General features: G+C 61.2%; 20 protein-coding genes and 1 tRNA gene. 6 read left to right on the top strand and 15 right to left on the bottom strand.

Annotated features, from left to right (window positions below):
* Positions 1 to 3 precede the first annotated feature (3 nt).
* Both A9O65_RS10345 and A9O65_RS10340 read left to right on the top strand, forming a co-directional pair.
* Positions 4 to 693, top strand: a complete 690-nt coding sequence (locus A9O65_RS10345) for an SOS response-associated peptidase (RefSeq protein ID WP_064699711.1) — start codon at positions 4 to 6, stop codon at positions 691 to 693.
* Positions 690 to 3,524, top strand: coding sequence for an insulinase family protein (locus A9O65_RS10340; RefSeq protein ID WP_064699712.1), 2,835 nt, complete (start codon positions 690 to 692; stop codon positions 3,522 to 3,524). Before A9O65_RS10345 ends, A9O65_RS10340 begins: the two co-directional genes overlap by 4 nt.
* A 108-nt stretch (positions 3,525 to 3,632) precedes the next feature.
* On the opposite strand, the gene sbcB is transcribed toward A9O65_RS10340, so the two are convergent.
* The 4 genes from sbcB to minC all read right to left on the bottom strand — a co-directional run bounded on the left by sbcB (position 3,633) and on the right by minC (position 7,089).
* Positions 3,633 to 5,126 carry an exodeoxyribonuclease I gene (sbcB, locus tag A9O65_RS10335; RefSeq protein WP_064699713.1) on the bottom strand — a complete coding sequence of 498 codons (1,494 nt, stop codon included), beginning with the start codon at positions 5,124 to 5,126 and terminating at the stop codon, positions 3,633 to 3,635.
* Positions 5,127 to 5,201: 75 nt separating this feature from the next.
* Complete coding sequence (gene minE / locus A9O65_RS10330) at positions 5,202 to 5,453, bottom strand: cell division topological specificity factor MinE (RefSeq protein ID WP_064699714.1); 252 nt, start codon at positions 5,451 to 5,453, stop codon at positions 5,202 to 5,204.
* Positions 5,450 to 6,268 carry a septum site-determining protein MinD gene (gene minD, locus A9O65_RS10325; protein WP_064699715.1) on the bottom strand — a complete coding sequence of 273 codons (819 nt, stop codon included), beginning with the start codon at positions 6,266 to 6,268 and terminating at the stop codon, positions 5,450 to 5,452. The genes minE and minD overlap by 4 nt, the downstream gene beginning before the upstream one ends.
* 74 nt (positions 6,269 to 6,342) lie before the next feature.
* On the bottom strand, positions 6,343 to 7,089 hold the full coding sequence (gene minC / locus A9O65_RS10320; protein WP_064699716.1) for a septum site-determining protein MinC: 747 nt from the start codon (positions 7,087 to 7,089) through the stop codon (positions 6,343 to 6,345).
* 242 nt (positions 7,090 to 7,331) lie between these two features.
* Here minC and A9O65_RS10315 point away from each other — a divergent pair, with 242 nt between their 5' ends.
* Positions 7,332 to 10,112 carry a DUF349 domain-containing protein gene (locus A9O65_RS10315; RefSeq protein ID WP_064702089.1) on the top strand — a complete coding sequence of 927 codons (2,781 nt, stop codon included), beginning with the start codon at positions 7,332 to 7,334 and terminating at the stop codon, positions 10,110 to 10,112.
* A 49-nt stretch (positions 10,113 to 10,161) separates the two neighbouring features.
* Here A9O65_RS10315 and phbB read toward each other — a convergent pair whose 3' ends face one another.
* Positions 10,162 to 10,908 carry an acetoacetyl-CoA reductase gene (gene phbB / locus A9O65_RS10310; RefSeq protein ID WP_064702088.1) on the bottom strand — a complete coding sequence of 249 codons (747 nt, stop codon included), beginning with the start codon at positions 10,906 to 10,908 and terminating at the stop codon, positions 10,162 to 10,164.
* Positions 10,909 to 11,097: 189 nt separating this feature from the next.
* Between phbB and A9O65_RS10305 the strand changes: the two genes are divergently transcribed.
* Positions 11,098 to 11,174 (top strand) — tRNA-Met (locus tag A9O65_RS10305).
* 180 nt (positions 11,175 to 11,354) lie between these two features.
* Here A9O65_RS10305 and A9O65_RS10300 read toward each other — a convergent pair.
* The 10 genes from A9O65_RS10300 to A9O65_RS10255 form a co-directional block, all read right to left on the bottom strand.
* Positions 11,355 to 12,233, bottom strand: coding sequence for an SMP-30/gluconolactonase/LRE family protein (locus tag A9O65_RS10300; protein ID WP_254783073.1), 879 nt, complete (start codon positions 12,231 to 12,233; stop codon positions 11,355 to 11,357).
* A 114-nt stretch (positions 12,234 to 12,347) separates the two neighbouring features.
* Positions 12,348 to 13,754 carry a sugar porter family MFS transporter gene (locus A9O65_RS10295; protein WP_064699720.1) on the bottom strand — a complete coding sequence of 469 codons (1,407 nt, stop codon included), beginning with the start codon at positions 13,752 to 13,754 and terminating at the stop codon, positions 12,348 to 12,350.
* Between the two features lie 75 nt (positions 13,755 to 13,829).
* Complete coding sequence (locus A9O65_RS10290; RefSeq protein WP_064702086.1) at positions 13,830 to 14,981, bottom strand: carbohydrate porin; 1,152 nt, start codon at positions 14,979 to 14,981, stop codon at positions 13,830 to 13,832.
* 464 nt (positions 14,982 to 15,445) lie between these two features.
* Positions 15,446 to 17,560 (bottom strand): alpha-glucuronidase family glycosyl hydrolase, encoded by a 2,115-nt coding sequence (locus A9O65_RS10285; RefSeq protein ID WP_219810462.1) that lies wholly within the window; start codon positions 17,558 to 17,560, stop codon positions 15,446 to 15,448.
* A 153-nt stretch (positions 17,561 to 17,713) separates the two neighbouring features.
* Positions 17,714 to 18,751, bottom strand: a complete 1,038-nt coding sequence (locus A9O65_RS10280; RefSeq protein WP_064702084.1) for an ABC transporter ATP-binding protein — start codon at positions 18,749 to 18,751, stop codon at positions 17,714 to 17,716.
* A gap of 53 nt (positions 18,752 to 18,804) precedes the next feature.
* Positions 18,805 to 20,412, bottom strand: a complete 1,608-nt coding sequence (locus tag A9O65_RS10275) for a glycoside hydrolase family 43 protein (RefSeq protein ID WP_064702083.1) — start codon at positions 20,410 to 20,412, stop codon at positions 18,805 to 18,807.
* A gap of 12 nt (positions 20,413 to 20,424) precedes the next feature.
* Positions 20,425 to 21,249, bottom strand: coding sequence for a carbohydrate ABC transporter permease (locus A9O65_RS10270; RefSeq protein WP_064702082.1), 825 nt, complete (start codon positions 21,247 to 21,249; stop codon positions 20,425 to 20,427).
* The gene (locus A9O65_RS10265; RefSeq protein WP_064699726.1) at positions 21,246 to 22,178 is read right to left on the bottom strand and encodes an ABC transporter permease subunit; all 933 of its coding nucleotides are present in this window, start codon (positions 22,176 to 22,178) and stop codon (positions 21,246 to 21,248) included. The genes A9O65_RS10270 and A9O65_RS10265 overlap by 4 nt, the downstream gene beginning before the upstream one ends.
* A 72-nt stretch (positions 22,179 to 22,250) precedes the next feature.
* Complete coding sequence (locus A9O65_RS10260) at positions 22,251 to 23,540, bottom strand: ABC transporter substrate-binding protein (protein ID WP_064702081.1); 1,290 nt, start codon at positions 23,538 to 23,540, stop codon at positions 22,251 to 22,253.
* Positions 23,541 to 23,592: 52 nt separating this feature from the next.
* The gene (locus A9O65_RS10255) at positions 23,593 to 24,363 is read right to left on the bottom strand and encodes an SDR family NAD(P)-dependent oxidoreductase (protein WP_064702080.1); all 771 of its coding nucleotides are present in this window, start codon (positions 24,361 to 24,363) and stop codon (positions 23,593 to 23,595) included.
* A gap of 266 nt (positions 24,364 to 24,629) precedes the next feature.
* On the opposite strand from A9O65_RS10255, the gene A9O65_RS10250 reads away from it, so the two are divergent.
* Positions 24,630 to 25,829: an ROK family transcriptional regulator gene (locus A9O65_RS10250; protein ID WP_064702079.1), complete on the top strand. Its 1,200-nt coding sequence runs from the start codon at positions 24,630 to 24,632 to the stop codon at positions 25,827 to 25,829.
* Between the two features lie 218 nt (positions 25,830 to 26,047).
* On the top strand, positions 26,048 to 26,986 hold the full coding sequence (locus A9O65_RS10245) for a tetratricopeptide repeat protein (protein ID WP_064699797.1): 939 nt from the start codon (positions 26,048 to 26,050) through the stop codon (positions 26,984 to 26,986).
* The last annotated feature ends 8 nt before the right edge of the window (positions 26,987 to 26,994 follow it).

Here is a 26,994-nt window from a genome sequence, read left to right as displayed (position 1 = left end):
CCCATGGCCGGCCGACTCTACATTCCGCCCCTCGCTCTCGACCGCCTGCTGCCGGATCTGGCCGTGGACGAGACGCCGCTCACGGGCACCAACCTCGCCCCTCGACAACCGCTTCCCCTGATTCGCCTGGAGGCGGGGCGCCCCCGGCTCGGCCGGGCCTTCTGGGGCTTGACGCCACCCTGGCTCAAGGTGCTCGACCACGCCCCTCATTGCGCGCGGGCGGAATCACTGGAATCGCGCGCCATGTTTCGCGACGCCTTCGCGGCCCGACGCTGCCTGGTGCCGGTCGGCGGCGTCTACGTGTGGCGTCCCATGCCTCGGGCCAAGCAACCTTACCTGGTCACCCGGGTCGATCGTGGTCCTCTGTTGCTGGCCGGCCTGTGGTGCCGCTTTCACACTACCCTCACCGAATACAACGACTCCCTGGCACTGATCACGGTCCCCAGCCCTTCCCTGCTCTCTCCGCTGAGCGACAGGTTACCGGCAGTGATCGAGCCCGACGACGCCATCCCCTGGCTCGACCCGCAAACACCGACTGCCGATGCCCGCCAGCGCCTGATGCCGGCAGACGAGGAACTGTTGGGCGCTTTTCCTGTATCAAGAGGGGTGAATGATCCCGGCAACCAGGAAGCCTCCTGCGCCTACCCCATCGGCCCCATGCTACGCAGGAATCCCGAACAGGAGACACGATGATCCGACCATCACGCCCATGCCTGGCCGCTTCGCTGGCACTGGCCATGCTGCTGCCCGGCACCAGCATCGCCCAGCAGGCGACCCACGATACCGAACAGGTCACCACGCCCCGCGTCAGCCCCCACGACGAGCGAGACTACCGCGTCCTGACCCTGGACAACGGGCTCACCGCCCTGCTGGTCAGCGACAGCGAGGCCGACAAGGCCGCCGCCTCACTGAACGTGGACGTAGGTAGTGCCCAGGATCCCGATGACCTGCCCGGCCTGGCTCATTACCTCGAGCACATGCTATTCCTGGGCACCGAAAGCTATCCGGAAGCCGACGCCTACCAAAGCTACCTGACGCGCCACGGCGGTCAGCACAATGCCTTCACGGCGTCCCAGGACACCAATTATTTCTTCTCCATCGAGCCCGATGCCCTGTCCGGCGCCCTGGATCGCTTCAGCCGCTTCTTCGTCAATCCGCTGTTCAATGCCGACCGGCTGGAGAACGAGCGCAAGGTCGTCCATTCGGAATACATCGCCCGCAAGCGCAACGAAGGACGCCGTCGCAACGACGTGCTCAATCAACTGCTCAATCCCGAGCACCCCACCACCGGTTTTTCGGTGGGCAGCCTGGAGACCCTGGCCGACAGGCCCGAAGGCGAGCCCGGCCTGCGCGAGCGCATCCAGCACTTCTACCGCGATCACTATGGCGCCCATGTCATGCACTTGTCCGTAGTCGCGCCACAGCCTCTGGACGAACTGGAAACGCTGGTACGCGAGAACTTCAGCGACGTGCCCGACCGGGGCCTGTCGCGCCCGATCATCGAGACACCACTCGCCGACGCGTCGCGCCTGCCCGCGGCAGCCAGGCTCAAGTCGCTGCGTGACAGCCGCCAACTGAGCTTCTATTTCCCGGTCCCCGACCCGATCACCGATTATCGCCACAAGTCGGCCAGCTATCTGGCCAGCTTGCTCGGCCACGAAGGCAATGGCAGCCTGCTCGCCATATTGCGCGATGCCGGCTGGGCCGACGGACTCTCCGCCGGCGTGACCCGCGGCGATGGCCAGCACGCTCTGTTCCAGGTGGACATCAGCCTGACGCCGGAAGGCTCGCGACACATCCAGCGCATCCAGGCCAGCCTGTTTGCCGCGATCCGCGCCATCCGGGACAACGGCGTCGAGGCATGGCGCTACGACGAACAGGCCCGGCTCGCCGAACAGGCATTCCGCTTCCAGCAGCACGGCTCCGCCCTGGACGATGCCATGCGGCTGTCGATGAACCTTTCTCGCTATCCCGTCGAGGACGTCAATTACGCCCCCTACCGCATGGACGGCTTCGATGCCTCGGGCATCGATACCTGGTTGTCGGCACTGCGTCCGGACAACATGCTGAGACTCTACAGCGGCCCCGAGGTGGAAGGAGAGCGTACCTCGCCCTGGTTCGACACTCCCTGGACCCCGGTCGCCCTCGAAGACGACAGCGCCCAGCCTCTGGCAGGCTTGTCGCTGCCCGAGCCCAACCCCTACATCGCCGAGGATCTCGAACTGTTCGACGGCCAACAGGACGAGCAGCCCCGGAAACGCCTCGACGAGCCGGGCTTCGAGTTCTGGCACATGCGCGATGCCAGCTTCGACACCCCCAAGGTCGAGTGGCGCTTCAGTCTTCAGCACCCCGACGCCAGCCATGACGCCCGCAAGGCCGCCCTGTCCCGGCTGCTCGCCGGCTGGCTGCAGGACAGCCTCAACGAAGCACTCTACCCCGCACGCCTGGCCGGACACGGCTTCGAAGCCTATGCACACGCCCGGGGCATCACGCTGTCGTTTTCCGGCTGGCGGGATCGCCAGGACCGGCTGATCGAGCGCGTGCTGGAACAATTGCACGACGGCAAGATCGAGCCCGACAGCGTCGAACGGGTTCGCGAACGCCTGCGTCGAGGCTGGCGCAACGCGCCTCAGGACGACCTCTACCGACAGGCCGGCCGCACCCTGACCGAAGCCCTGATTCGCCCGCAGTGGTCCCCCGAGGCGCTGCTCGCGGCCAGCGAGGACCTGGATGCCCAGGCACTGCGCGACTTCCGCGAGGCCTTCCTCGACGAGCTGCATCTCGAGGCCATGGCTGTCGGCGACCTGGACGCCGAGCAGGCAGAACAGCAGGCGCGCCGCGTCGCCGAGGACCTGCGACCACAGCTCTCCCACGACGCGATTCCCGAACTGGAGACCTTGCGCGCCAGCAAGTCGCTTCCCGCATTAAAGCCCGACACCGAACGTGAAGAATTCCTGGTCATGCGCTACCTGCAGGGGGCGGACCGCGAGCTGTCGACACAAGCCAGGCTCTCGGTGCTGGGACGGCTTCTCGAGACCCCCTTCTACCAGCAGCTACGCACCGAGCAGCAGCTGGGCTACGTGGTCAACGCCGGCTATCGGCCACTGCTCGATGCCCCGGGCATCGCCTTTCTGGTGCAATCGCCAGACACGCCAAGCCAAACCATTCAGGAACGCATCGATGCCTTCATCGACGGCTTCAACACACGCCTCGACGGCCTGAAGGCCAGCGACCTGGCCCCCTATCGCCAGGCGGTACGCGACGACCTGCTGCAGCGCGACACCAGCCTGGCGGGCCGTACCAATCGCCTGTGGCAGGCGCTGGCCCTTGAGGACACCGGGTTCGACCACCGGCAGCGACTCGCCGAACGCGTGATGGAGGTGACGCCCGACGCGCTTCGCGAGACCTGGCGCGACCTGACGCAAGGGCCCACGGTCAATATCACCCACGACCCGGGCGACAGCGCCAGCGACGTGCTGTCCCTCAAGGCGGAACTGACGCCACTGCCGAAACAGGAACACTGACATAGCATGCCGCAAGGCGGCGCTGATGCATGTGTTCCATAACGGACATCGCCCGGCACAGGCCGGGCGATGTCGTCTCGAGGCGGGCTCACCTAGCGGCGGTCACTGTCATTCGCCGAAGGCCTGGGCCGGCATGATCGCTTCCACGTGCATCACCAGTTCCTCGAGGATCTGACGCTCTCGATCCGTCAGCGCCACCTGGTTGAGCCGCTCGATCTCCCGCGCGAATTCGGGCAGCGTGAAGCCGGCAACCGTCGCATCGTTCATGCGCTCCCAACGAAATGTCTCCCAGCGCGACTGCTCCTCGCCGGTCAGGGTATCCGGGTAGCTGCGGGCCCGGTAGCGGAACAGCATTTCCTCGAGCCGGGGATCCTGAAAGGCGAAGCTCGCGCCGACCAGATCCCAGGGATCGCTGTCGCGGACCCGCTGCATCTGCTGGCGATCGGATGGCGAGAAGAAGCCGCCGGCGTAGAGCATCAGGTCGGGATCCTGAGGTGTCTCCGGGGGCGGCCCGGCGAACACCTCGGCAACTCGAGCCGAGACATCCGGGTTCGCCGCCAGCAGCTTCCAGTGGCGTCGGCAGGAGGCCACATCCACGCCGAGGCGTTCGACGATCTCGCCATACTCGCCCCGATGCGGCCCGCTGGCATCCTTGAGCGCATTGGCAGGCAGGATCACCGGACACTTGTTGAGATGGATGACCTTGAGCGGAATGCGCGACTCGCCCTCGGCCAGATCATCATTGCTGACGAAGACCCGCTCGCGAATCTGCTGTGCATCCATCGACAGCAGAGGTTCGGGGTCCACGGCGAGATCATAGACGATGACCCCGTTGGGGTTGGTCGGGTGCTCCGCCAATGGCATTACCAGAGCACTGCACCCCCGGCTCGCCGGATAACGGCGCGAAATGTGCAGGACCGGCTTGCGCGATGCCACATCGATGGCCTGACCCACCGCACGCTTGCCGCGCATGGCCAGCAAGTGATCGAACAGGTTGGCATTGCTGCGTCGCAAGAGTCGCGCCAGTTCGATGGTCGCCCGAACATCGGCCAGGGCATCGTGCGCTCCCGCATGCTCGATGCCGTTGGCCGCCGTCAGATCCTCGAGCTTGAAGCTCGGCGAGCCATCGTCGCGAGTCGGCCAGACGATGCCATCGGGTCGCAGGGCATGAAAGGCGCGCACCACATCGATCAGGTCCCAGCGGGAATTGCCGTTCTGCCACTCCCGGGCATAGGGATCGATCAGGTTGCGGTAGAAGAGATGACGCCCCACTTCGTCATCGAAGCGCAGGTTGTTGTAACCCAGTGCGCAGGTACCCGGCTCGCTCATCGCGGCCTGGATCCGCCCGGCGAACTCGGCCTCGGGAAGACCGCGCCGCTTGGCCTGTTGCGGCGTGATGCCGGTGATCAGGCAAGCCTGGGGGTGCGGCAGATAGTCGTCGGCCGGCTTGCAGAACAGCTCGACGGGCTCGCCGATCTCGTTGAAATCGGCATCGGTGCGAATGGCGGCGAACTGTGACGGCCGATCACGACGCGGGTCGGCCCCGAACGTCTCGTAATCGTGCCACAGGAAGGTCAGCGGGGCGGCTTTCTTCTGCGCCATGGGCGATGCACTCCGAGTGGGCTGGGACATGAAGCCACAGCCTAGCACAGCCCCGCCGGCGGCTCAGCCGCCATCTCACGCTCTGGGAAGCGTGACGTTCAGCTCCAGCACGGAGCAGTTGTCCTCGCTGTCCAGATTGATATTGATGGCATCATCCTCGACCTGGACATAGCGGCGGATCACTTCCAGCAACTCCTTCTCGAGCATCGGCATGTAATCCGGTTGCCCCCGCTGGCTGCGCTGGTGGGCAACGATGATCTGCAGCCGCTCCTTGGCGACGGAGGCGGACTGCTTGCGCTCGCGCTTCAGGAAATCGAGTAGCTTCACCGGCGGCCTCCTCCGAACATGCGGCTCAACAGACTCTTCTTCTGGTATTCATGAAAACGCAGGGGAACCTCCTCGCCGAGCAACCGGGAAACCGTGTCGGCATAGGCCTGACCGGCATCGCTGGCATCGTCGTGGGTGACCGGAACGCCCTGGTTGGAGGCCCGCAGCACCGCTTCGGACTCCGGAATCAAGCCCACCAGATTGATGGCCAGGATCTCGCGAATGTCCTCGAGATTGAGCATATCGCCTCGATCCACACGATTCGGATTATAGCGGGTGATCAGCAGGTGTTCCTTGATCGGGTCATCGCCACGCTCGGCACGACGCGTCTTGGAGGACAGCAGGCCAAGGATGCGATCGGAATCGCGCACCGAGGACACCTCGGGATTGGTGACCACGATCGCCTCGTCGGCGAAGTACATGGCCAGCTGCGCTCCACGCTCGATGCCGGCGGGAGAATCGCAGATGATGTAATCGAAATCCTTGTTCAGGGTCTCGAGCACCTGCTCCACGCCTTCCAGGGTCAGCGCGTCCTTGTCCCGCGTCTGGGAGGCCGGCATGATATGCAGGTTGTCGATCCGCTTGTCGCGGATCAAGGCCTGATTGAGTCCCGCCTCGCCTTGAATGACGTTGACCAGGTCATAGACCACACGACGTTCGCAGCCCATGACCAGGTCGAGATTCCGCAATCCGACGTCGAAGTCGATCACCACGGTCTTCTGCCCGCGCAGGGCCAGGCCCGTGGCGACGGCAGCTGCACTGGTTGTCTTGCCGACCCCACCCTTGCCGGAGGTCACAACGATGATCTTTGCCAAGTGTCACATCCTGTTTGTCATGTTGGGAGAAAGGGCGGCGCCACGCGCCACCGAATCGTCGTTGTGTGGCCGTGTCAGTCCAACGGCGTGATACTCAGTTGCGCCTCGCTCAGGCGCACCTGGATCGCGGTACCCAGCAGGCGCGGATCGATATCCTCGAGCCGCTTGTAATTGCCGGCCACGGACAGCAGCTCGGCGCGCAGCTCGCGGCAGAAGATGCCGGCCTGGGTGTTACCGTGGATACCGGCCAGGGCGCGACCGCGCAGAGGCCCGTAGACATGCACGCTGCCACCGGCCAGCACCTCGGCGCCGGCATTGACCGCGCCGACCACGACCAGATCGCCCTCGGGCGAGGTGATCTGCTGGCCCGAGCGCACCGTACCGCGAAAGATGCGGCCTCCCGCCATCTCATCGGCCACGGGGGGCGCGTCGTCCTCAGCATCAGGCACCGGTGCCTCGCTTACCGGCACGCTCTCCAGGGAACGAGGCCGATCCGCCTCCTGGGGCGGGAACCAGCCGAGCCCCAGAGCCCAGGCCGATTGCTTGACAGGATCCGGGCCGCCGCGCACGGCCACCGGCAGCAGCTTGTGGGCGCGGCATACCGCGCAGATCCGTTCGAGCGCCAGATGCGGCTCATCGAGGTGCTCGACGTTGAGCACCACCGGGGTATGATGGAAGAAGGCCGGAGATTGACTGAGCTTGCCAGCGAGTTGCTCGCGAATGTGCTCTGGATCGGCACTGGCCAACTCCATGACCGTCATCGGCAACATACCGCCCTTGAAGGTGAATGCCATGCCGTCTCTTTCCACTTTGAGACTCATTGCCGAACTCCACGTCGGGTGATGGTCGGGATACAGCTCCCAAGCTAAGCGAGAGCCCCGGACCCTGCAACTGATCATAAGCCCAACGCCCCCTTCGTGTCAGTGTCTCGTAACGGCAACACTCCTGCTCGACGCCCTTTTCTGCCGCGCCGACGCATGCTTAGATACTTGTCGGGCCAATTTCGCCCGCCCCTGTTCATCCTACTGTGTCGCCGCCAAGCCGCGACCTCGCCGGGACCATCATGTCAGGACTGATTCGCCGATTGTTCGCCCCACGCTGGCGGCACCCGGACCCCGAGGTCCGCCGCCAGGCCACCTTACGACTCGACCCCGAGCGCGACGACCAGCGCCAGGCGCTGGAGCGGCTCGCCGTCGACGAGGACAGCAGCGTGCGTCACGCCGCCCTGGAACGGCTGGATGACCCGGATCGCCTGTTGACCCTGCGCGCCGAGCAAGGCGAGTCAGCGGAGCTGCGCGAACGCCTGGTCATGCTGCTCATCGGTCGGGCGGGCCATCACGACCTGGGCCACCGCATCGCCCTGGCCGAAACGCTCGACGATCCGGCGATGCTCGAGCGGCTTGCCCTGGAAGGCGACAACCAGCAATTGCGCCTTGCCGCCCTGGCACGGCTCGACACCGAACCCGCCCTGATTCGGCAAGCCTGCGAGAACGGCATCGCGGCGGTTCGTCATGCCGCCGCCGAACGGGTCACCAGCGAGGCAGGCCTGACGCGCCTGGTCAACGAGGCTCGGCGGGATCGCCGCGTGACACGTCTCGCTCGCGAACGCCTCAACCGATTGCGCACCGATGCGGCCTCCCTGGCGGCGGCCCGGGAACGCCGCCGGGACTTGCTGGAAAAGCTGGAGGCGCACGCCAACAGCGCCTGGGAACCGTTATATGCCGGACGATTCCGTCATCTGGTACGCGAATGGACGCAACTGGAAGACACCCCCGAGGCCGACCAGGAACGTCGCTACCAGGACGCCTGTCTACGCTGCCGCAAGGTCATCAGTGACCACGAAGCCCACGAACACGCCCAGGACGCCGCCGACCGCCAGCGCGAGGATGCCGACCAGGCCCGCGAATCCCTGGTCGAGGCGCTGGAGGAAAGCCTCGACGGCCTGCGTCACGGCGAGCGCCTCGCCGATCAGGACATCGCCAGCCTGAAATCGCAGAAGCAGCTGATGGCCAGCCGCTGGCAGGCGCTTTCCGACAAGCACCTCGCCGATGATGCGCTCCGCCAGCGCTACGACGCGGCCCTGGCAAGCTATGACCGCATCGTCCAGGCCCGCGTGCGCCTGGACGAACGTGCCGACGCCCTCCAGCAGGCCCTGAAGGACGGTGACGACGAACGTCTCGCCGCCCTGGTCGATGCTTGCGGCTGGCCCGACGAGCTCCCGCCTTCCCCACTGCTGAAGCGAGCCCGCGACCAGCTCGCACGGCAACAGCAAGCGCCGGCGGATGACGACCTCGAAGCGCGCCTGGCCCGCTTCAGCGACGATCTGGCTCAACTCGAGCAGCTACTGGAAAGCGGTGCCTTCAAGGGTGCCAGCCGCCTTCATCAGCGCCTGCGCCAGCAGGCCGACGAACTTCCCCGCCAGCGCATCGACACCGCCCGGCTCAAGCGCCTGGGCGCCCGGCTCGCCGAGCTACGCGATTGGCGAGGCTTCGTGGCAGGGCCCAAGCGCGATCAGCTCTGCCAGGACATCACGGCACTCGCCGACGACGACACGCTCGGTGATGCCGAACTCGACCGTCACCATCGCCGACTGATCAAGGAATGGAAGGACCTCGGCGATGCCGCCGCCAACCGCGAGCAATCGACTCGGTTCCGCGCCGCTTCGGACCGCATCCACGAACGCCTGGCGCCATGGCGTCAGCAACAGCAGGCGAAACGACAGCGCAACCTGGAAGCCCGGGAGGCGCTCTGCGAGCAACTGGAAACCCTGCTCGAGCAACCATCGAACCAGGCAGATCCCGATGCCCTGCGCGAAATCCGCGACCGAGCCCGTCAGCAATGGCGACGCCATTCGCCGGTCCCTCGCGATCAGGCGGAGGCCATCGGCCGCCGCTTTGGACGTATTCGGCATGCCCTCCAGGCCCTGATCGAACGCCGTGCCAGCGAGGTTGCTGATGCCAAGCGCCAGTTGATCGATGAGGCACGCCAACTGCGCGACAGCGAACAGCCGGCGGCACGACAAGCAGAACAGGCCAAGTCGCTGCAGAAACGCTGGCGCGCCCTCGGGCGCGCGCCGCGCCATGAAGAGAAGACCCTATGGCGCGAGTTCCGCCACCTCTGCGACGAGATATTCGCCAGCCGGGATACCGCCCGCAAGCAGCACGACAGCAGCAACAAGGCAAAACTCGAGGCCATGCAGGCCCTGATCGAGCGCTGGGACGCCTGGCACCCCACTTCCAGTGACGACGCCTCCCGTCTCGATGAGGCCATCAACGAGGCCTTGGCACTCGAGCCGCTGCCTCATGGCCGGCGCAGCGAGGGCATGCGGAAACGCTGGTCGGGCATCATCCGTGCGCGGCGCGAGCGCCTGGCGCGCCTTGCCCTGGCTGAAGAAGTTCATCGCTGGCACCGGGTGCGGTCACTGCTCGATGCTCACTTGCGAGCCGACGCGGCCAGCCTGGAAGGAGAATCGCCGCAGGATGTCCAGCATAGCGGCGAGCCTGCGCTGTCGAGCGACCTGGAATACGCCCACAAGCGGCGCAACGACGCCCGCCGCAGCCCACCGGAACGCACGGAAGTCGAGGAACGCCTGGCGCGCGTGCGCGTCCATCTGGCGCTGCTCGCCGGCGGACAGGTCGCTCAACGGGACGATCCCCTGCGGCTCGCCATCCAGGTGGAGCGCCTGAATGACAACCTGGGGCAGGCGCCCTCGCGGGCGGAGGAACTGCGCGATGTGCTGTGCGAGTTGCTCGCCACCGGGCCAATCCCGCCGGCCTTGTGGGATCGGGAAGTGGGCGAGCTGGATCGTAGCCTGGAAAGCCTGACCCAGCTCCCGCCTCCCTGAAGGGAACCCGCGCCATGGAAGCTGGCGCGGGAGCTGCAGTTGCTGGCCCTCAGCCCATGAACTGCCCGCCGTTGATGTCGATATTGGCACCGGTGATGAAGCCGGACTCCTTGTCGGCCAGGAAGGTCACCAGCCGCCCGATCTCCTCCGGGGTTCCGAAGCGCTTCATCGGGATCGATTCACGAATCGCCTCGCGAACCTTGTCGGGGATCTCCATGATCATATCGGTGCCGATATAGCCTGGCGACACCGTATTGACGGTAATGCCCTTGGTGGCCGTCTCCTGCGCCAGCGACATGGTCAGCCCATGCATCCCCGCCTTGGCCGCCGCATAGTTGACCTGACCGAACTGTCCCTTGCGCCCGTTGATCGACGAGATATTGATGATGCGTCCATAACCCTGTTCGAGCATGTCCTCGATCACGCTGCGACAGGTGTTGAACACACTATTGAGATTGGTATCGAGCACTTCGTGCCACTGCTCGGACGTCATTTTCTTCAGGGTGCCGTCGCGGGTGATGCCCGCGCAGTTGACCAGCACACTGACCGGCCCGTGGGCATCGCGGATTTCCCGGGCGCCTTTCACACAATCCTCGTGGCTGGAAAGATCAACCCCCGCGAGCGCGATGTTCGTATAGCCGTCATTCCGCTGAGCTTCCAGCCAGGCTCGAGCCTTGTCGGGACTGCGATACCCCGCTACCACACGATACCCATCATCGGCCAGCGCACGGCAGATCGCCGTTCCGATTCCCCCAGTTCCTCCCGTCACCCAAGCGACAGACGTTTCTGTTGTCATAAGGCAGCTCCCTTTCCAGTTCACACCTTGCTCGAATGATGCCATTGCGAGCCTTGCTGACAGTGTCACTCCCTGCGCGGTCATCCATGTGACACTTGAGATTATGGACCAACGCGGCACGAACGAAAGTGCCAGCGAAACCCGTGGTTGACGCGGCGCTCACGATGTGTAGAATACGCCCCACGTTGATGCGGGGTGGAGCAGCCTGGTAGCTCGTCGGGCTCATAACCCGAAGGTCATCGGTTCAAATCCGGTCCCCGCTACCAAATATCGAAAAAGCCGGTTCCCTGAGGGAACCGGCTTTTTCTTTGCGTCCAGCCAACCGACAGAAACCTGCCCGCCAGCAGTTCCCGGCACGGCTTTCACACACCAAGACAACCTGTGGTTGCGGCCCGCAAGCGGCGAACGCCTGAGACACGGCATGGCGCGCCACGCTACCGACCTGCCTAAGAGTAAGAGGCCACGGGTTCAGGCAGCCCGGCGGTGGATACGGGCATGCGGAGCAGGCTACCGGCAGCAGGCCAGCGCCTTCTCTCTGGCGCCTTCAGATGCTGGGTGGCCGTGGTGATATAAAGAGTCTTAAGGTCAGCCCCCCCAAAAGCCACCATGGTGGGATGCGGGCAAGGTACCTCGACGCTACCCATCAACTCGCCCCGAGGCGAAAAACGCACGATACGCCCTCCACCATAGAGGGCGCTCCAATAGCAGCCCTCACTATCCACGGCCGCACCATCCGGCACTCCCGGCAAACCTTGAGCCTCCAGATCCACCCAGACCTGAGGCTTGCCGGTGGTCCCACTCTCCATATCGAAGGGATAGCGTAGAATCTGCCGCGTCAGCGAGTCGGTATGATATAACCAGCGCCGATCGGGACTGAAGGCCAGCCCATTGGCAATGCCAAGGCCAGACCAGCGCCGCACCAGTTCTCCCTCCTCAAAACAATAGAGGGCCGCAGACGGGGTAGACTCATCGGCGGCGATCGTTCCCGCCCAGAAGCGCCCCATGCTATCGCAGCGGCCGTCGTTGAAGCGGTTGCCCTCGTCTTCTCGCCACTCAGGGTTGTCCGCCAGGCGTTCGCTCCGACCATCGAACGGCCAATGCAGCCTGACAATGCCCGAGGCCGTTGCGGCGAGCAGGCCTGCCTCACACAGCGCAATGCAGCCGACCTTTTCGTCCAGCTCGATACGCGAAGGCGCCGCCTCCCGCTCGGGCTGCCACGCGTAGATCGCGCCACGATTGATATCCAACCAATAGAGCGTCTGCCGCGCCACCGACCATAACGGGCTCTCACCCAGACTCATGTCCAGCTCGACCGCCACTTTCATGCCAGTCTCCGTCTCCATGCTCACCCCTGTTCATTTCCGATGGTGATGCCACAAGGGGCGACGCCCCGACCGCAAGTCGGCGCGTCGCGTATAAAGCGCGATATGATCGACCCGCTAGTCGTAGGCCATCTCCTCGAGTTCCTTGCCACGGGTTTCCCGGACATAACGCAGTACAAAAAAGGCCGACAGCACGGCACACAATGCATAGAAGCCATAGGCACCCGCCAGCCCAATGGAGGCCAACATGACGGGAAAGGACATGGTGATGGCAAAGTTGGCCAGCCACTGACACAACCCGGCGATGGCAAGCCCCGAACCACGCATCTGATTGGGAAACATCTCTCCCAGCATCACCCACATCACCGGCCCCCAGGAGAGATTGAAGCAGAACACGTAAACATTGGCGGCCAGCAGGGCCAGCACCCCCATGTCATCACTGAGGTCCAGGCTACCGTCGACCATGGTCGCCGTAGAGAAGGCGAACACCAGGCAGGACAGCGTCACCGCCATGCCCACCGAACCGGCCCACAGCAGCGGCTTGCGCCCGATCTTGTCGATCAGGGCAATGGCCAACAGGCAGGCCCCGATGCTCACGGCACCGGAAATCACGTTGATCAACAGGGCATCCCCCTCGGAGAACCCGACCGACTGCCATAGCACTGCGCCGTAGTAGAACACCACGTTGATGCCCACCAGTTGCTGGAACACCGCCAGGCCGATCCCGACCCAGACGATGCCATGCACCTTGCCGGCCACGCGGTTGACCACATCACTCAGGCGTGGCGTGTGGTCCTGCACCAGGGTGGCATGAATCTCATCGAGCTTGTCACCGACCTCGTGCTCAGACATCACCAGGCCCAGCACGTGGCGAGCCTCCGACTGTCGCCCACTACTGATCAGATATCGCGGGCTCTCAGGAATGAACAACAACGCCACAAGGAACACCGCCGCCGGCAACAGTTCCATCCAGAACATCCAACGCCAGGTAGCGAACCCAAACCACAGCTCGGCGACCGCCGAACTCGAGATATAGGCCAGCACGTAGTTGCTCAGAAATGCCATGAACAACCCACCAATGATGGCCACCTGCTGGATGGTCGCCAGCCGACCACGATAGCGCGAGGGTGCCACTTCACTGATATAGGCTGGCGTCATCACACTGGCAGCCCCTACTGCCATGCCACCAAGAATGCGATAGATCACGAATTCCACGGACGCATCGGCAATACCGGACCCCCAGGCACTGACCAGGAAGAATATCGCCGATACAATCAGCAAGGTACGGCGTCCGAAACGGTCCGCCAGGCGGCCCGCGAAGAAGGCACCAACGGCACAGCCCAGCAACATGGAGGCTACGTTGAACCCGGTGCCTACGCTGTCGGAATCGAAAGAGGTCTGAAGACCTTCGACCGTGCCGTTGATCACGCCACTATCGAAGCCGAAGAGAAAGCCACCAATGGCAGCAATACAGCATATGATGAGTATATAGGCGGAACGACTCAGAGGCTTTCGACCCTCCATCTCCAATCTCCTTGAAAAAGGGCGTCCAGTTATGGACGCCAGGAACGAACAAGATAGTCATAGAAAGGACTGGCTTCAGAAAAGATACTTTAACCTCACCCTGGCACCATATCGGTCTGTTTCCGTAGCGCCATTGTCGTGATCCACCTCGCTGTAGTATGCACCTACATAGGTATCGAACTGATTAATTCCCAGGACATTTGCAAACCGGTAAGACGAATATAATGTGCTCGACTTATTGACCCCAGCCGGGGTTATATCTTTCATGCTCGCGCCGGGCTTGACATCATCGATATCGTTCTCAGCATAGATATACCCTACTCCAACATTATTCCATACTGTATTGACACCCACAGTGGAGTTACTTTCCTCATGAGCCTCCATATGGGCAAAATTTAAGTTGAAATCGAGACCTTCATGCCCATAGGAAACCCTCGCACCATACCCTGTTCTATCGCCGATATCCTCTCCTCTCTCATCAATGACGGAATCATTTACCAAGTTAGCTTCCATCCCCACTGCAAAGGTCCAAGATTCTGGCGTCCAGGCAATCACTGGACGTACAATGGCGGCACTCTTGGAGTCATCTTCGATATCATAGCCGTGGTATGTATCGCCATCGAACAGATCGGACCGATCCCCGAACAGGGTGGCAACTTCGGTGTACATCGTGTCACCGAACCGATGGCTCAAGGCAATTTGCCCTGAATCGCCTCGCCCCCGTCCTTCTCTCGCCTGATAGACATAGCTTTGCCCATCGCTATAGAGGCTGTTCGAGGTACTTCCGCTATACTGGACGAAAACATCCTGCCCCAGTGGAAACAGGTCAAACGCCTCGAACCGTCCTACCTTCAGCTCGCTACCGGCGTGGGAGCCGACCGCAAACCAGGCATCGTCAACCCCTGTATCGCCACTGGTATTCCATAGCGGTTGAAGCTTGAAACGCGCATAGTGTCGGGATGTCTGCCGATCACCATTGATGTCTATCAGGATTCGGCCATCCTGGTTGAAGCGGTCATCCCTTCCCAGTCGCTCTCCTGACTGGGTCCGGAAAAGGGAGCTTCCCCCTTCGTGTTCGTTATAGGCATTAATATTCAGCTCCACGTCGCCACCAACGCTCAGCGTTCCGGCTTCTCCTTCATAGGTCACATCCGCCATAGCCGGCGCACCACTTCCCATGGAAAGCATCACTGCGAGAGAGAGCTTCTTGTATCGAGCTAATTGCATGCCAACTCATCCATTCATCTTGTTGTGTTCGATGGTGATAACGTCGTTTTGGCGGCCCATTCATTTCTCTATCGGCGAAGCCGATCGGACCCTTTCTCGGAAGGCTAACCCTCATCCATCACGACATCTTCCGAGGATAGCTTGACACTTAGTAAAATGATCAAACTATATAGGCATAGTCGACCCCAAGAACACATTCAGCAACACGACCTTAGTAGAAAATAAAGCCTCTTTCTTTCGATTCATGGTTCGCAGACGACACCAATATACTCACCACCTCGGTAGCGTGCTTAGAGTTAGTATTTTTAATTTACTAACAGTAATGATAAGGCGCTACCGCCCCGCCCACGAAGCTTCCATACAGCCTCGCTGAAGGACGGTGACTGTCTCACTAGATGGATTGGCTGGGCTGAACCGACCATTTCGGGTCACTCGCTTCGAGTGACCCGAAAGAGAGGCTTCAATCAGATACCCGGGGCAAAAGGAAACTTCAGGCTCTGATAATATTCCAGCGTATGGGCGGGTAACTCATATTCTTCGGGGATTTCTTGGCCAAAGAACGTCTGGAAATAGCTCAGGCTGGCATCACGCCACCATATTGCTTCTTTCTCCTGAATCTCCAGGTAAGCTTCGGTGTCACGATAACGCTGCTCGTCGATCATGCCCTCGAGAGAAGCCCACGTATCCCGCATGTCACGAACATACTCGACCCCTCGGTTATAGCGGTACACCAGTTCGTCCCAGAGGGTACGGCCAGAAGACACTTCATGATCCCAGGGGACATGATGAAACCAGAGCAAATACTTTTCCGGTGTCCGGTCGACATCCTCGAACATTTCCTGAACTGGAGGAGCATACTGCCCAACGGCATTGGTCCCCTCTGAGGTACGATCGAACCCGACTCCATCACGCGTGGCGCGATGGTAGTACACATTAGTCCAATCCTCGCGCTCCCGGTCAGCGATCCAAGGGGCAGGACCATAGTGATGACTCTCCCCCATTAGATGATGCAACCCGAGAGGGGTCATGTAATCGACGACGGCTTCACGCGACCCCATCATCATTGCCTTGACCGGTTCAACGAAGTCGGGATCATTGGTATACGTCATGCGCACCCATTCATCGGCGATGGCTTCAGCACTCAAATCATGATTCCAGGCGAGGCGACCATAAGCGTACCAATTCGCCTGGTTGAAATGAGAGCCGGTCCAGTTGCGGTCTGTCCCCGTGTTGGCCACTCCCGCAATGGCGGTCAGCGTATCACCACTCAGGCTTCCGTCGATCACTTTGGCAACCGTGGACCCTTCGCCCTGAGCATAGGTATCGGCGTCCAATGCCTCCTTGAACAGTGGCGCCAGATAAGCCAGATGCGTGCCTTGTCCCAGATATTCCTTGGTGATCTGGAACTCCATCATCAGAGATGTACTCGGCATGGCACCGAAGAGCGGATTGAAGGGCTCACGAGGCTGGAAGTCGATGGGGCCATTCTTGACCTGCACCAGCACATTGTCGCGGAAGTCGCCGTCGAGTGGCACGAACTCGTCGTACGCTTGCTTGTGCCGGTCATCAGCCACAGGAGAATACACGAACGCTCGCCACATGATGATGCCGTCATGGGGAGCCACCGCATCGGCCAGCATGTTGGCTCCCTCGGCATGCGAACGATCATAGTCGCCTGGTCCGGGCTGCCCTTCGGAGTTCGCCTTCACCAGAAAGCCTCCGAAATCAGGGATGCGTTCATAGATCTCGTCGACCTTGGACTGCCACCAGGCCCGGACGTCAGGATCCAGCGGGTCGGCCGTTTCCAGGCCACCAATCTCCATTGGCGCGCTGAAGCGGGCAGTCAGGTAGACGCGAATCCCATAGGGACGGAAAAGATCGGCAAGAGCTTTCACCTTGTCCAGGTAGCGAGGCATGAGGACGGTGGCATCGGCATTGACATTGGTCAGCACCGTGCCATTGATACCCAGCGAAGCGTTGGCACGCGCATAGTCGATATAGCGCGGATTCAGGTAGTCCGGCAGTTTGTGCCATTCCCATAACGAGAAGCCAGCATAGCCCCGCTCCACCGTACGATCGAGATTGTCCCAGTGGTTGAGTACTCGACGCTCGATCCGTGGAGACTGCACGAGCGCCAGGTCGTCGATCGGCTGCTGGGTCTGGATCAACCTCAGAAAGTGATAGACGCCATAGAGCACCCCTTGATCCGTATTGGCAGCGATCACTGTGGCGGGCTCACCTCGCACTGACGTGGAGTGGATAACGAAGCCGTCGTCGTTGATCTGATCGAAGCCCTCCAGGTCGAGCTCGGCGATCATCTCGGACCCCTGCGGGGTGCCGATGATCAGGGCTCCATCCTCCGGCGCTCCGGATAACATGGGAACGTTACTACCGAGGAGCCCATTCAAGCCTCTCGAGATTTCCTCGCGGGCAATGTCGAGGGTCGGTGAATCAGACTCGATCAAGACACCGGAGATGGCGTCACGATAAGTCTCGAGCGCCTCGGTATCAGTGATGGGTTGATAACGCAGCCATAGATCATAGCCATCTTCGGCCCATGCCTGAGATGTCATCAACATGGCCAGGAGAATCGCCAGGCCAAGGCAGGCACCGCGTCGTCGCTTTTTCATAGAAGCATGACTCCTTCGTTGTTTTCGTGTGGAGAAACGAAGGCCAGGGTGGCAGAGAAGTACCCACCCTCACCCCGCCCCCGACACAGTTCTCGGGGGGAATCAGGCAATGGCCCTGGCATTCGCCAGGACCGTATCCGGTAAGCGCATTCCCTCCCGATCGAAGGGATGGAGTCGTTCGTGGTGAGGCGTCAAATAAAGGGTGTCACCACTTTTCACGTCGACATCGCCAGGCAGGCGAACCGTCAAGGCACCCACCTGCTCGCTATCCACATAAGCGAAGGCATCGGACCCCAACTTCTCGACCACCCGAATGCGCCCATGCCACTCTCCGCTATCGCGATCGACCTCCATGTGCTCAGGACGAACGCCCAGCGTCGTGGCCCCATAGGCTTCAGCAACGGCCCCCGTGATCAGGTTCATCTTCGGCGAGCCGATGAAACCGGCCACGAACAATGTCTCGGGACGTTGGTAGAGCTCCATGGGCGGTCCCACCTGCTCGATCTTGCCGGCATTGATGACCACGATACGATCAGCCAGGGTCATGGCTTCGATCTGATCATGAGTGACATACACCATGGTGGCCTTGAGTCGCTGGTGTAATTCGGCGAGCTCGACACGCATGCGGTTGCGCAGAGCTGCATCCAGATTGGAGAGCGGCTCATCGAACAGGAACACTCCAGGATTACGCACGATGGCGCGACCGATGGCCACGCGCTGACGCTGACCGCCGGAAAGTTCGGACGGCTTGCGCTGCAACAGGTCTTCCAGGTTGAGCAGCTTGGCCGCTTCGTCGACCTTCGCCTGTCGCTCTTGTGCGGGTATCTTGGCCAAGCGCATGCCAAAATCGATGTTGCGTGCCACGGTCATATGCGGATAGAGCGCATAGGACTGAAAGACCATGGCGATGTCACGATCGCTGGGTTCCGCAGTCGTCACGTCATGGCCGTCGATACGGATCGCACCACGCGTCACCGTCTCCAGCCCGGCAATCATGCGCAACAAGGTCGACTTGCCGCAGCCGGATGGGCCTACCAACACCGTAAAGGAGCCATCCTCAATCTGCAGGTTGAGGTTGGGAATGACCGTGGTCTTGCCACGGAAGGTCTTTTCGATTTCGACCAGCGATACTTCAGCCATGAGATCATCTCGTCATTGCGTATATTTGTGGTTGTCGGGTGCGCAGGAGCCGCTCAGCCGTCTTCACGGCGATAGCGGAAGTCGGCGAAATCCGCCGGTATCCCGCGACCGCTGATATCATGGGCCGCCATGCCCAGGAAGTTGCCGGTGAAATAGCCATGGGCGCGACCGCTTCCCTCATCGGAAAGCAGACTGGCATCAAGCACCGGGCCGACCGGCTGCCAGGGAGCATTGTCCTGGGCGTATCGGAATTGCAGTTCGCCCTTTCGAATGTCGAGACCAAGGCGTACTGGCTGCTCGGGATCGAGCACCACCCCGCCGGTATCGGCAATTTCCAGATTGCCGCTCGGCCAGGCATCGTGGCAGCTCATCACGCTGAGCACCTTGTCGCCCTCATCCCCACGGGTTACCGCCAGGTAATGGAACTTGAAACGGTTGTAGTAGGCGATCAGGCCAGCGAACTGTTGCAAATCCTCCGGCTCGAACTCCAGCGTGGTCTCGGCACTGCAGTGGAGACTGTCCTGGCGACGCGCCACGAGCGCCTGCTCGAACCAGGAGCCCACCGACTCGCGACCGAACAAGCGCAGATAGCCAGGACGCGCGCTCAACGAAAAGAGCCGCTCGGTCCGGGGCGAGCGCAACCACTGAAAGACCGCAGGCAAAGCATCGGAAGCAAAGTCATGGACCTCCTCGACAGCCGGTGATCGCTGCTCGACTCCAGCCATCGGAACCTCAATGGCCGGCGCATTGCCGCCATGAGCCAGGCGCAGCCAGCCATCCTCCCCCCACTCGACCTTCTGGATCGCCGTTTCGCGTCCCAGTGGCGAGCGTCGCGTACCAGGCAGAGGCCGTCCACACAAGTGCACCATCCAGGTTTCGCCGCTCGCTGTTTCGACCAGGTCCGCATGGCCGGCACGTTGAAGTGGATTGCCCGAATCCTGACGAGACGTCAGCACAGGATTGTCGGGATGCACTTGATAAGGCCCCGTAATCTTTCGCGAACGTGCCATGGTCACGGCATGGTCATAGCCGGTACCGCCTTCGGCCACCAGCAGGTGATACCAACCATCCCGCCGATAGAGATGCGGGCCTTCGGTGAGCTTCAGCTCGGTCCCGGCGAAGATGTTGTGAATCGGTCCCATCAGGCGTTGCCGCTCGACATCATATTCCTGAAGCAGGATGCCGCCGAAACGGTCACCGCCCTCACGCTGCCGGTAATCCCACTGCAAGTTGAGCAACCACTTCCGACCATCCTCATCATGGAACAGAGAAGGGTCGAAACCACTGGAATTCAAGTAGACAGGATCGCTCCAAGGGCCTTCGATCGAAGGCGCCGTGACCAGATAATTGTGGCCATCCTTGAAGTTGCCTTCGTAACGCTTCATGTCAGTGTATATCAGCCAGAAAAAGCCATCGGCATGGCTCAGGCAAGGTGCCCAGATACCACAGGAATCGGGATTGCCTCGCATGTCGAGCTGCGTCTCCCGAGCCAGCGGGCGTGAGACCAGCTGCCAGTTGACCAGATCGCGAGAGTGATGGATCTGTACCCCCGGGTACCACTCGAAGGTAGAGGTGGCGATATAATAATCCTTGCCAACCCGGCAAATGGAGGGGTCAGGATTGAAGCCCCGCAAAATAGGATTGTGAATCACGTTGTCCATCTTTGTTCTCCCTTAACCCTTGACGGAGCCACCAGTGAGACCCGCCACGATGTATTTCTGGGCAGCGAGAAAAAAGATCACCGCCGGCATGATCGTCAAGCTCACGAAAGCCAGAATCATGTTCCATTGCGTCAGATACTCGCCTTGAAACTGCATCATGCCGAGTGACCAGGTATAAAGGGCACGATCATTGAGCACCACCAATGGCAACAGGAAGTTATTCCAGCTTTGAACGAAGACGAACACACCAACAGTCGCCAGAATGGGCGTCGACAGCGGCAGAGTGAATGACCAGAAGAATCGCAGGTAGCTACAACCGTCAACGTAGGCTGCCTCGAAAAGTTCCCGGGGAAGCTGGTCGAAAAATGCCTTGAACAACAGGATCGACAACGACAATCCGAAAGCCGTCTGGGGAAGAATGACGCCCCAATAAGTGTCCAGTAGCCCCAGATCCCTCACCTTGATGAATAGAGGCAGAATGGCGGCTGCAAAGGGGAACATCAGTCCCAGCAACAGATAGGAGAGGATCATCTTAGAACCCAGAAAGCGAATCTGGGCGAACACATAGGCCGCTGCCGCTCCTACCACAAGGGTCAGCAACACTGTCATCGAGGAGATGAAAAAAGAGTTGCCCAGATAGCGCCAGAAATTCCCATCGAGCAAGATGGCAATATAGTTTTCCGGGTTCCAGCTCTCCGGCAACCACAGTGGATTCGTGCGCAACTCGGGATTGGTCTTGAATCCACCGAAAACGGCGGCCAGCAGTGGACCGATGACCAGGCTGGCGACCAGAATCAGCAGTATCACACGCAGTGTATTGCGGGTAGTCCCATTCATGCCTGGTCCTCCTTGCCGGTACTGCGCTTGTAGAAGAAGGCAATTCCGATGGCCAGCACGAAGAGCACGACGGCCGCGGCACTACCGAAACCGATGTTCAGTCGCGAAAGCCCGAAGGTGTAGAGATAGGTCACGATGGTGTGGGTTGTGTTGGACGGCCCACCGTTGGTCATCGGGATGATGATATCGAAGATCTGCAGAGAGCCGATGATGGCGAAAAACCCGCTCACCACCAGAGCGTGCTTGATCATCGGGATCTGCACGAACCAGGCAACCTGGCGTGGCTTGGCACCCTCCAGCTTGGCCGCTTCGATCAGGTCCTTGGGCACACTCTGCAATGCCGCGATATAGATCATCATGTGAAAGCCGAAATACTTCCACACGATGACTGTCATGATCGCCGGGAAGGCCCACTGACGATCGGCCAGCACATAAACGGATTCCTGTCCCATCGACTGAAGTATTGAGGCCGTAATACCGTAGTCGCCGTCGAAAACGAAGCTCCAGATCAGGCCGGCAGCTACCTCAGCCAGGATGTAAGGGAGAAAGAACACCAGCCGAAACAGGGTGTTGGTCGGTGTCTTGCGATACACCAGCAATGCCAGTCCCAGTGCCAGCGGCATCTGTATGATCAGAGAGACAAGCATCAACTTCGCGGTATTCCACAGCGCTGTATGGAAGACCGAGTGATCGAGCAACCGCTGGTAGTTCTGCCCGCCGACGAAGTCGGAAGGCGCCCCATAGCCATTCCATGAAAATCCGCTGTAGTAAGCGGCATCAACCAGCGGCAAGATGACGAACAATGAAAAAAGAATCAACGCCGGTGGCAGCAGGATAAGAACAGCAGATAGTTTACCGCTCACCACATTCTTCTTGATGCGATCCGCTGTATTTCGCTTGTATATAGTAGGGGTATTCAATGTTGACATGGTGGACTTCCATCCCAAGGCGGGCGTGTTGCGTGCCGGCAGTTCTGTCACCGGCACGCGCATGAGCGACGCTTACCGGAACTGCCAGGCCTCAGCGATCCGCTCGACCGCTTCTTCCGGCGTGATCACCCCCTGAGCAAGGTCAGTACTGATATTGTTGACCGTCGCACCGACCGAGGTGCCCAGCGCCTGATCGAGAAACACCTGGTGGAAGCTTGAGTCAGCGAGGATATCGGCCACCTTGCGTGCATAGGGTGTCATGAGCGCTTCTTCAGACCCCTTGGCTACCGGCACGAAGATTCCCCGCCGCGCGGCCTCACGCTGGTTGTCCTCATTGAGCAGAAAGCGCAGGAAATCGATGGCCTCGTCGGGAGCGCCCTGGGTGACTGCAAAACCGTTCATGCCGCCGAAACTATGCGCATTCCCCGCGCCTCCCGGTATCTCGGGAAAGCGAATGAACGCCAGGTCCTCGTCCGGCACTCCTTCACCGCTGACCGAGCGCTCCTTGGAAGGCAGGTAATCCCAATCTCCCATCAGATGCAGCGCCGCCTCGCCATCACCGAACATGCCGCTGGCACGCTCGTAGGTCGTCGTCATGAATCCCGATTGAAAGGGGTCCAGTTCGGCGAACTCCTGAAGCATTTCGCCGGCACGAACGAAATCCTCATTGGTGAAGCCGCCCTCTTCACCTGCCTTGGCGGCTTCGATTCCATTACCGCCGGCCAGGCGTGTGGCCAGATATCCCCAGTAGAAGTGCATGGGCCAGCCGTCCTTGGCGCCGACGACCACCGGCGTGATGCCCGCCTCTCGCAGCGTCACCACCGCGTTTTCGAGTTGCTCCCACGTCTCGATCGCTTCAACGTCGATCCCCGCCTGTTCGGTCAGGGCCGTGTTGGCCCAGAAGCCCACCACAGTGGCATATAGAGGCGCGCCATAAATCCGACCATCCAGAGTGAAAGGACTCACCGCTGAGTCGGGGTACAACACTTGCCAACCCTCCTGCATAGGCTCGGTCAGATCACGCACGAAGCCGGCGTTCACCTTGTCACGCAAGCCCTCGCCCCCCCAGCTGTAGAAGATATCGGGACGTTGGTCGGACTGTAGTAGCGTTGGCAAACGCGTCTTGTAGGCCTCATTGGCGATGTAGTCGAACTCGACGTTGACATCCGGATGACGGGCTTCGTATTCCGCGACGACCTCGTTGTAATACTGCTTTTCGGCGTCGCTCACTTCGACCCGCAACACATTCACAGTGGTATCTGCCACGGCCACACCGGAAGTCAGTGACGATGCAGCAGCCATCGCTGCCATCAGATAACTTCGACGTAACCGCGCCCCGTCCCGCTTGTTGAATGTGATCATGTTGTTCTCCTTGATTGTGCTTGTCGGATGAGTTCTAGGCCGCTGAAAGCGATCACCCCCACCCACCATCGACGGCCAGTTCCTGACCAGTAATCGCTTGGCTAGCGGTACTGGCCAGGAACAGCACGGCCGGCGCCACATGAGGAGCTTCCAGTCGGAATTTCAAGCATTGGCGAGCCTGGATCGACGCCTCTTCTTCGGGGCCAATCCACTTCTCAAGCTGCCGTTCGGTGATTATCGAGCCGGGCACCAAGGTGTTGACGCGGATATTGTGTACCCCCAGGTCACGCGCCAGGCTTCGGGTCAAGCCATGTACCGCTGCTTTCGCTGTCATGTAGGAGGTCAGATCTCCAAGAGCCATCCTTACGCTGATTGAGCCAAAGTTGATGATCGAGCCCCCGTCGGCCTCCATCATCTGATGCGCCACCGCCTGTGCCGCGAAAAACATCGGTCGCAGATTGAGCGACATGCGCTCGTCCCAGTACTCGACATCGATGTCTTTCCAGGAATACCGATCATCGTTGGCCGCATTGTTGACCAAGACCTGAATCGGCCCCAGTGTCCGCCCCACGTCATCGATGACCGCCTGCAGGGCCGCCACATCTCGAATGTCGCAATGGTGATATTGCGGCGTCCTGCCGGTTTCCCTCTTCAACTCCTCGACCAGCGCCTGGCTGGCGGCATCATCGATATCGACAAAGACAACCAGGGCGCCCTGTCGGTGAAAGGCACGAGTCAACCCCGCACCGATGCCACTACCGCCACCGGTAATGAAGACCACCCGCTGCTCCAGGCTGGGGTAATGCCCCGCATCCTCACTCATCTTCACCTCTTAGTTTTATCTATTTACTAAGTGGCAGAATGATCATCCGCACCCCCTGACTCAATGAGACTTTGGTATACGTACAGCAACGCCCGGCGAAACCCGGTATCATCGATAGTCGGCATATCATTCGGTAACGGCGTTGTTGCATCGGCTCAAGGCGTCCCTCGTCCTGCCCAGGCCATGCCGTCGAGCTCGGCCACAAAACATCCAACCCGGCGAGCCGAAATGACCCGAACAACACCGGCAAACAATAGGGATACCCGATGTCCACCAGCTTTCGGCCTCACCGGTCAGGCGATCTCCATTTCCTCAAACGGCTCAATCGCAGTGCCATTCTGGAGCTCATTCGCCGCTCTCCAGGTCTGACGCGCGCCGATATTGCCACCCACGCCCAATTGACAAAGGCAACAGTGGGAACGGGGGTGCAGTCATTGCTCAAGCAGGGGTGGTTACGCGAGGGGGAGCTGCAGAAAAGCAGTGGAGGACGTCCTGGCCGCGCCCTGCATCTCGATGAGCAACACTTTGCGATTCTCGGCGCCGAAGTCGGTGTTCATGGCCTGCGCTTGGTGGCCTGCACGCTCTCGGGGCAAGTACTGGCCTCTCACCACGAGCGACTTTCTCCCTCTTCGCCTGAAATGACGGCCGAGTTGCTCGCCAACCTGTTGCAAACGCTGACGCAATCCCCGGCACTCGAAGGCTATTGTCTTCTCGGCATCGGCGTCGCCCTACCCGGTCCTGTCGCCCCCAAGGACGCCGTCCTGCGCATGGCGCCCAACCTGGGATGGAAGGACGTGCGCTTCCTCGATCTACTCCGCCACCACCTGCCGCAGCAGGACGGCGCCTGGCTGATGGACAATGAGGCCAAGTCGGCCGCCTTCGGAGAGTTCTACTTCCGCACTGGCCAAGTGCCCGACTCGCTGGTCTACGTCAGTGCCGGTACCGGCATTGGCAGCGGTATGATCGAGGGCAATCAACCCCTTCTTTCCCGGGGCTTCCAGGGGCTGGCTGGCGAAATCGGCCATACCGTTCTGCAACCGGGCGGCCTCTACTGCCACTGTGGCAATCGCGGCTGCGCGGAGACACTGGTCAGCGGCTGGTCGATCCGGGCGGCCCTGGGCATCTCCGAGGAAGAGGGGCTCATCGAAGCCCTGCAACCCCGGATGCACGAAGAGAGCGTCCAGCTCACCCTGCGGCGCGCGGGCGAGGCTCTGGGGATCCTGTTGCTCAATCTTCACCACACCCAGAATCCTTCCGAGCTCGTCCTGGGGGGATCGCTGGTCCAGTTGGGCGCTCCGCTCCTTGACCCGGCCCTGTCGTATTTCGCGGCTCACCAGAACCGTCTTCTGGGCACCACGCAGCAGACTCCCCTACGCGTGATCGAGGACTCCACATTCGTTGCCGCCCGAGGTGCCGCCGCTCAGGTGCTCGCCAGCGTCATCCATGGGCCCAGCGATCTCATCTGAGGCAGATGCCCTGAGCTGGGCCAGCTCATAGGCGAGTCATGAGGGGAACGGACACTCCGGCCTCACCATTAGTAAAAAGAACGAACCAACATCCAGGAAGCAACATCGGCCCCTCGATGACAAGGGCCAGCAAGGTCGTATCGTTCCGCCCCTTGAATCCAACCCGCTTCACCCGCATCTTCCATGGCAAACTCACTCGCATTCAAGGCCTGAATATCATGCCGATCGTCGACCCACGCACCGGCGAGCCGCTCACTCCCAGCGGCGACGCGGAACAGAACACCGCCCCATCCCAGGGCCAGCCATCCGACGCCGATATCATCATCGATGTCGACCGCGGCAATATCCAGCAGTTGCTCGAGGCCTCCATGCAGGTTCCCGTGCTGCTGTGCTGCTGGGCGCCCTCGTCGGAGCCCAGCAAGCAGCAGGTCCCCGTGCTGGAGAAGCTCACCCGGGAGCACGGCGGCGCCTTCATCCTCGGCAAGCTCAACATCGACGACAGCCCGGATATCGCGGGCCAACTGGGCGTCCAGTCAGTACCGGACGTCAAGCTCGTCAGCCAGGGTGGCCTGGTGGATCAGCTCCAGGGCGCGCAACCGGAACAGCAAGTCCGCGAGTGGCTCGGCAAGTATTTCCAGGCGCCCGAGGGTGCACAGCAAACGCCCGAAGAGCAGGCCGCCGCTGCCCTTGAGGCAGGGGACAGCGCCACAGCCCGTCGCATCTATGAAGAGTTGGTACAGCAATGGCCCGACCATACCGCCTATCAGGTGGAACTGGCCCGCGCTCTGGTGGCCGACGGCGAGCCACAACAAGCCCGGCAGCTGCTCGAGGCCCTGCCGCCGGAAGAACGCGATGCCGCACCGGCGCGAGGCGTTCGTGCCAGCATCGAATTTGGTGAACAGGCGCTTTCCGCCGAGGAGATTGCCGCCCTGGGTGATCGTGACGATAGTGACGCCCGCTATCAGCGCGCCCTGCGCCAGGTCGCCGATGGCCAGTACGAAGCCGGCCTCGAAGGTCTGCTGGCAGTGATGCGCTCGGATCGCGCCTACGGTGACGATGCCGCCCGCAAGACGCTTCTGCGCGTCTTCGATGCCCTGGGCGCCGACCATCCTCTGACCGTTGCCTATCGGCGCAAGCTGTTCGCTCTGCTCTACTGAGCTTCGGG

This window comes from Halomonas caseinilytica (assembly GCF_001662305.1).
Classification (GTDB): domain Bacteria; phylum Pseudomonadota; class Gammaproteobacteria; order Pseudomonadales; family Halomonadaceae; genus Halomonas; species Halomonas caseinilytica.
The sequence above is the reverse complement of the archived record's forward strand: the minus strand, read 5'-3'. Positions and strand labels throughout refer to the sequence as shown.

Coding starts and splice junctions, on each gene's coding strand:
- minC (WP_064699716.1), bottom strand. CDS start 7,089: ATGAGTCTCAAAGTGGAAAGAGACGGCATGGCATTCACCTTCAAGGGC.
- A9O65_RS10245 (WP_064699797.1), top strand. CDS start 26,048: ATGCCGATCGTCGACCCACGCACCGGCGAGCCGCTCACTCCCAGCGGC.
- A9O65_RS10315 (WP_064702089.1), top strand. CDS start 7,332: ATGTCAGGACTGATTCGCCGATTGTTCGCCCCACGCTGGCGGCACCCG.
- sbcB (WP_064699713.1), bottom strand. CDS start 5,126: ATGGCGCAGAAGAAAGCCGCCCCGCTGACCTTCCTGTGGCACGATTAC.
- phbB (WP_064702088.1), bottom strand. CDS start 10,908: ATGACAACAGAAACGTCTGTCGCTTGGGTGACGGGAGGAACTGGGGGA.
- A9O65_RS10300 (WP_254783073.1), bottom strand. CDS start 12,233: ATGAAAGTGGCGGTCGAGCTGGACATGAGTCTGGGTGAGAGCCCGTTA.
- A9O65_RS10260 (WP_064702081.1), bottom strand. CDS start 23,540: ATGATCACATTCAACAAGCGGGACGGGGCGCGGTTACGTCGAAGTTAT.
- A9O65_RS10270 (WP_064702082.1), bottom strand. CDS start 21,249: ATGAATGGGACTACCCGCAATACACTGCGTGTGATACTGCTGATTCTG.
- A9O65_RS10280 (WP_064702084.1), bottom strand. CDS start 18,751: ATGGCTGAAGTATCGCTGGTCGAAATCGAAAAGACCTTCCGTGGCAAG.
- A9O65_RS10290 (WP_064702086.1), bottom strand. CDS start 14,981: ATGCAATTAGCTCGATACAAGAAGCTCTCTCTCGCAGTGATGCTTTCC.
- A9O65_RS10340 (WP_064699712.1), top strand. CDS start 690: ATGATCCGACCATCACGCCCATGCCTGGCCGCTTCGCTGGCACTGGCC.
- A9O65_RS10345 (WP_064699711.1), top strand. CDS start 4: ATGGCCGGCCGACTCTACATTCCGCCCCTCGCTCTCGACCGCCTGCTG.
- A9O65_RS10295 (WP_064699720.1), bottom strand. CDS start 13,754: ATGGAGGGTCGAAAGCCTCTGAGTCGTTCCGCCTATATACTCATCATA.
- A9O65_RS10265 (WP_064699726.1), bottom strand. CDS start 22,178: ATGTCAACATTGAATACCCCTACTATATACAAGCGAAATACAGCGGAT.
- A9O65_RS10255 (WP_064702080.1), bottom strand. CDS start 24,363: ATGAGTGAGGATGCGGGGCATTACCCCAGCCTGGAGCAGCGGGTGGTC.
- A9O65_RS10275 (WP_064702083.1), bottom strand. CDS start 20,412: ATGGACAACGTGATTCACAATCCTATTTTGCGGGGCTTCAATCCTGAC.
- A9O65_RS10285 (WP_219810462.1), bottom strand. CDS start 17,560: ATGTTGATGACATCTCAGGCATGGGCCGAAGATGGCTATGATCTATGG.
- A9O65_RS10250 (WP_064702079.1), top strand. CDS start 24,630: ATGTCCACCAGCTTTCGGCCTCACCGGTCAGGCGATCTCCATTTCCTC.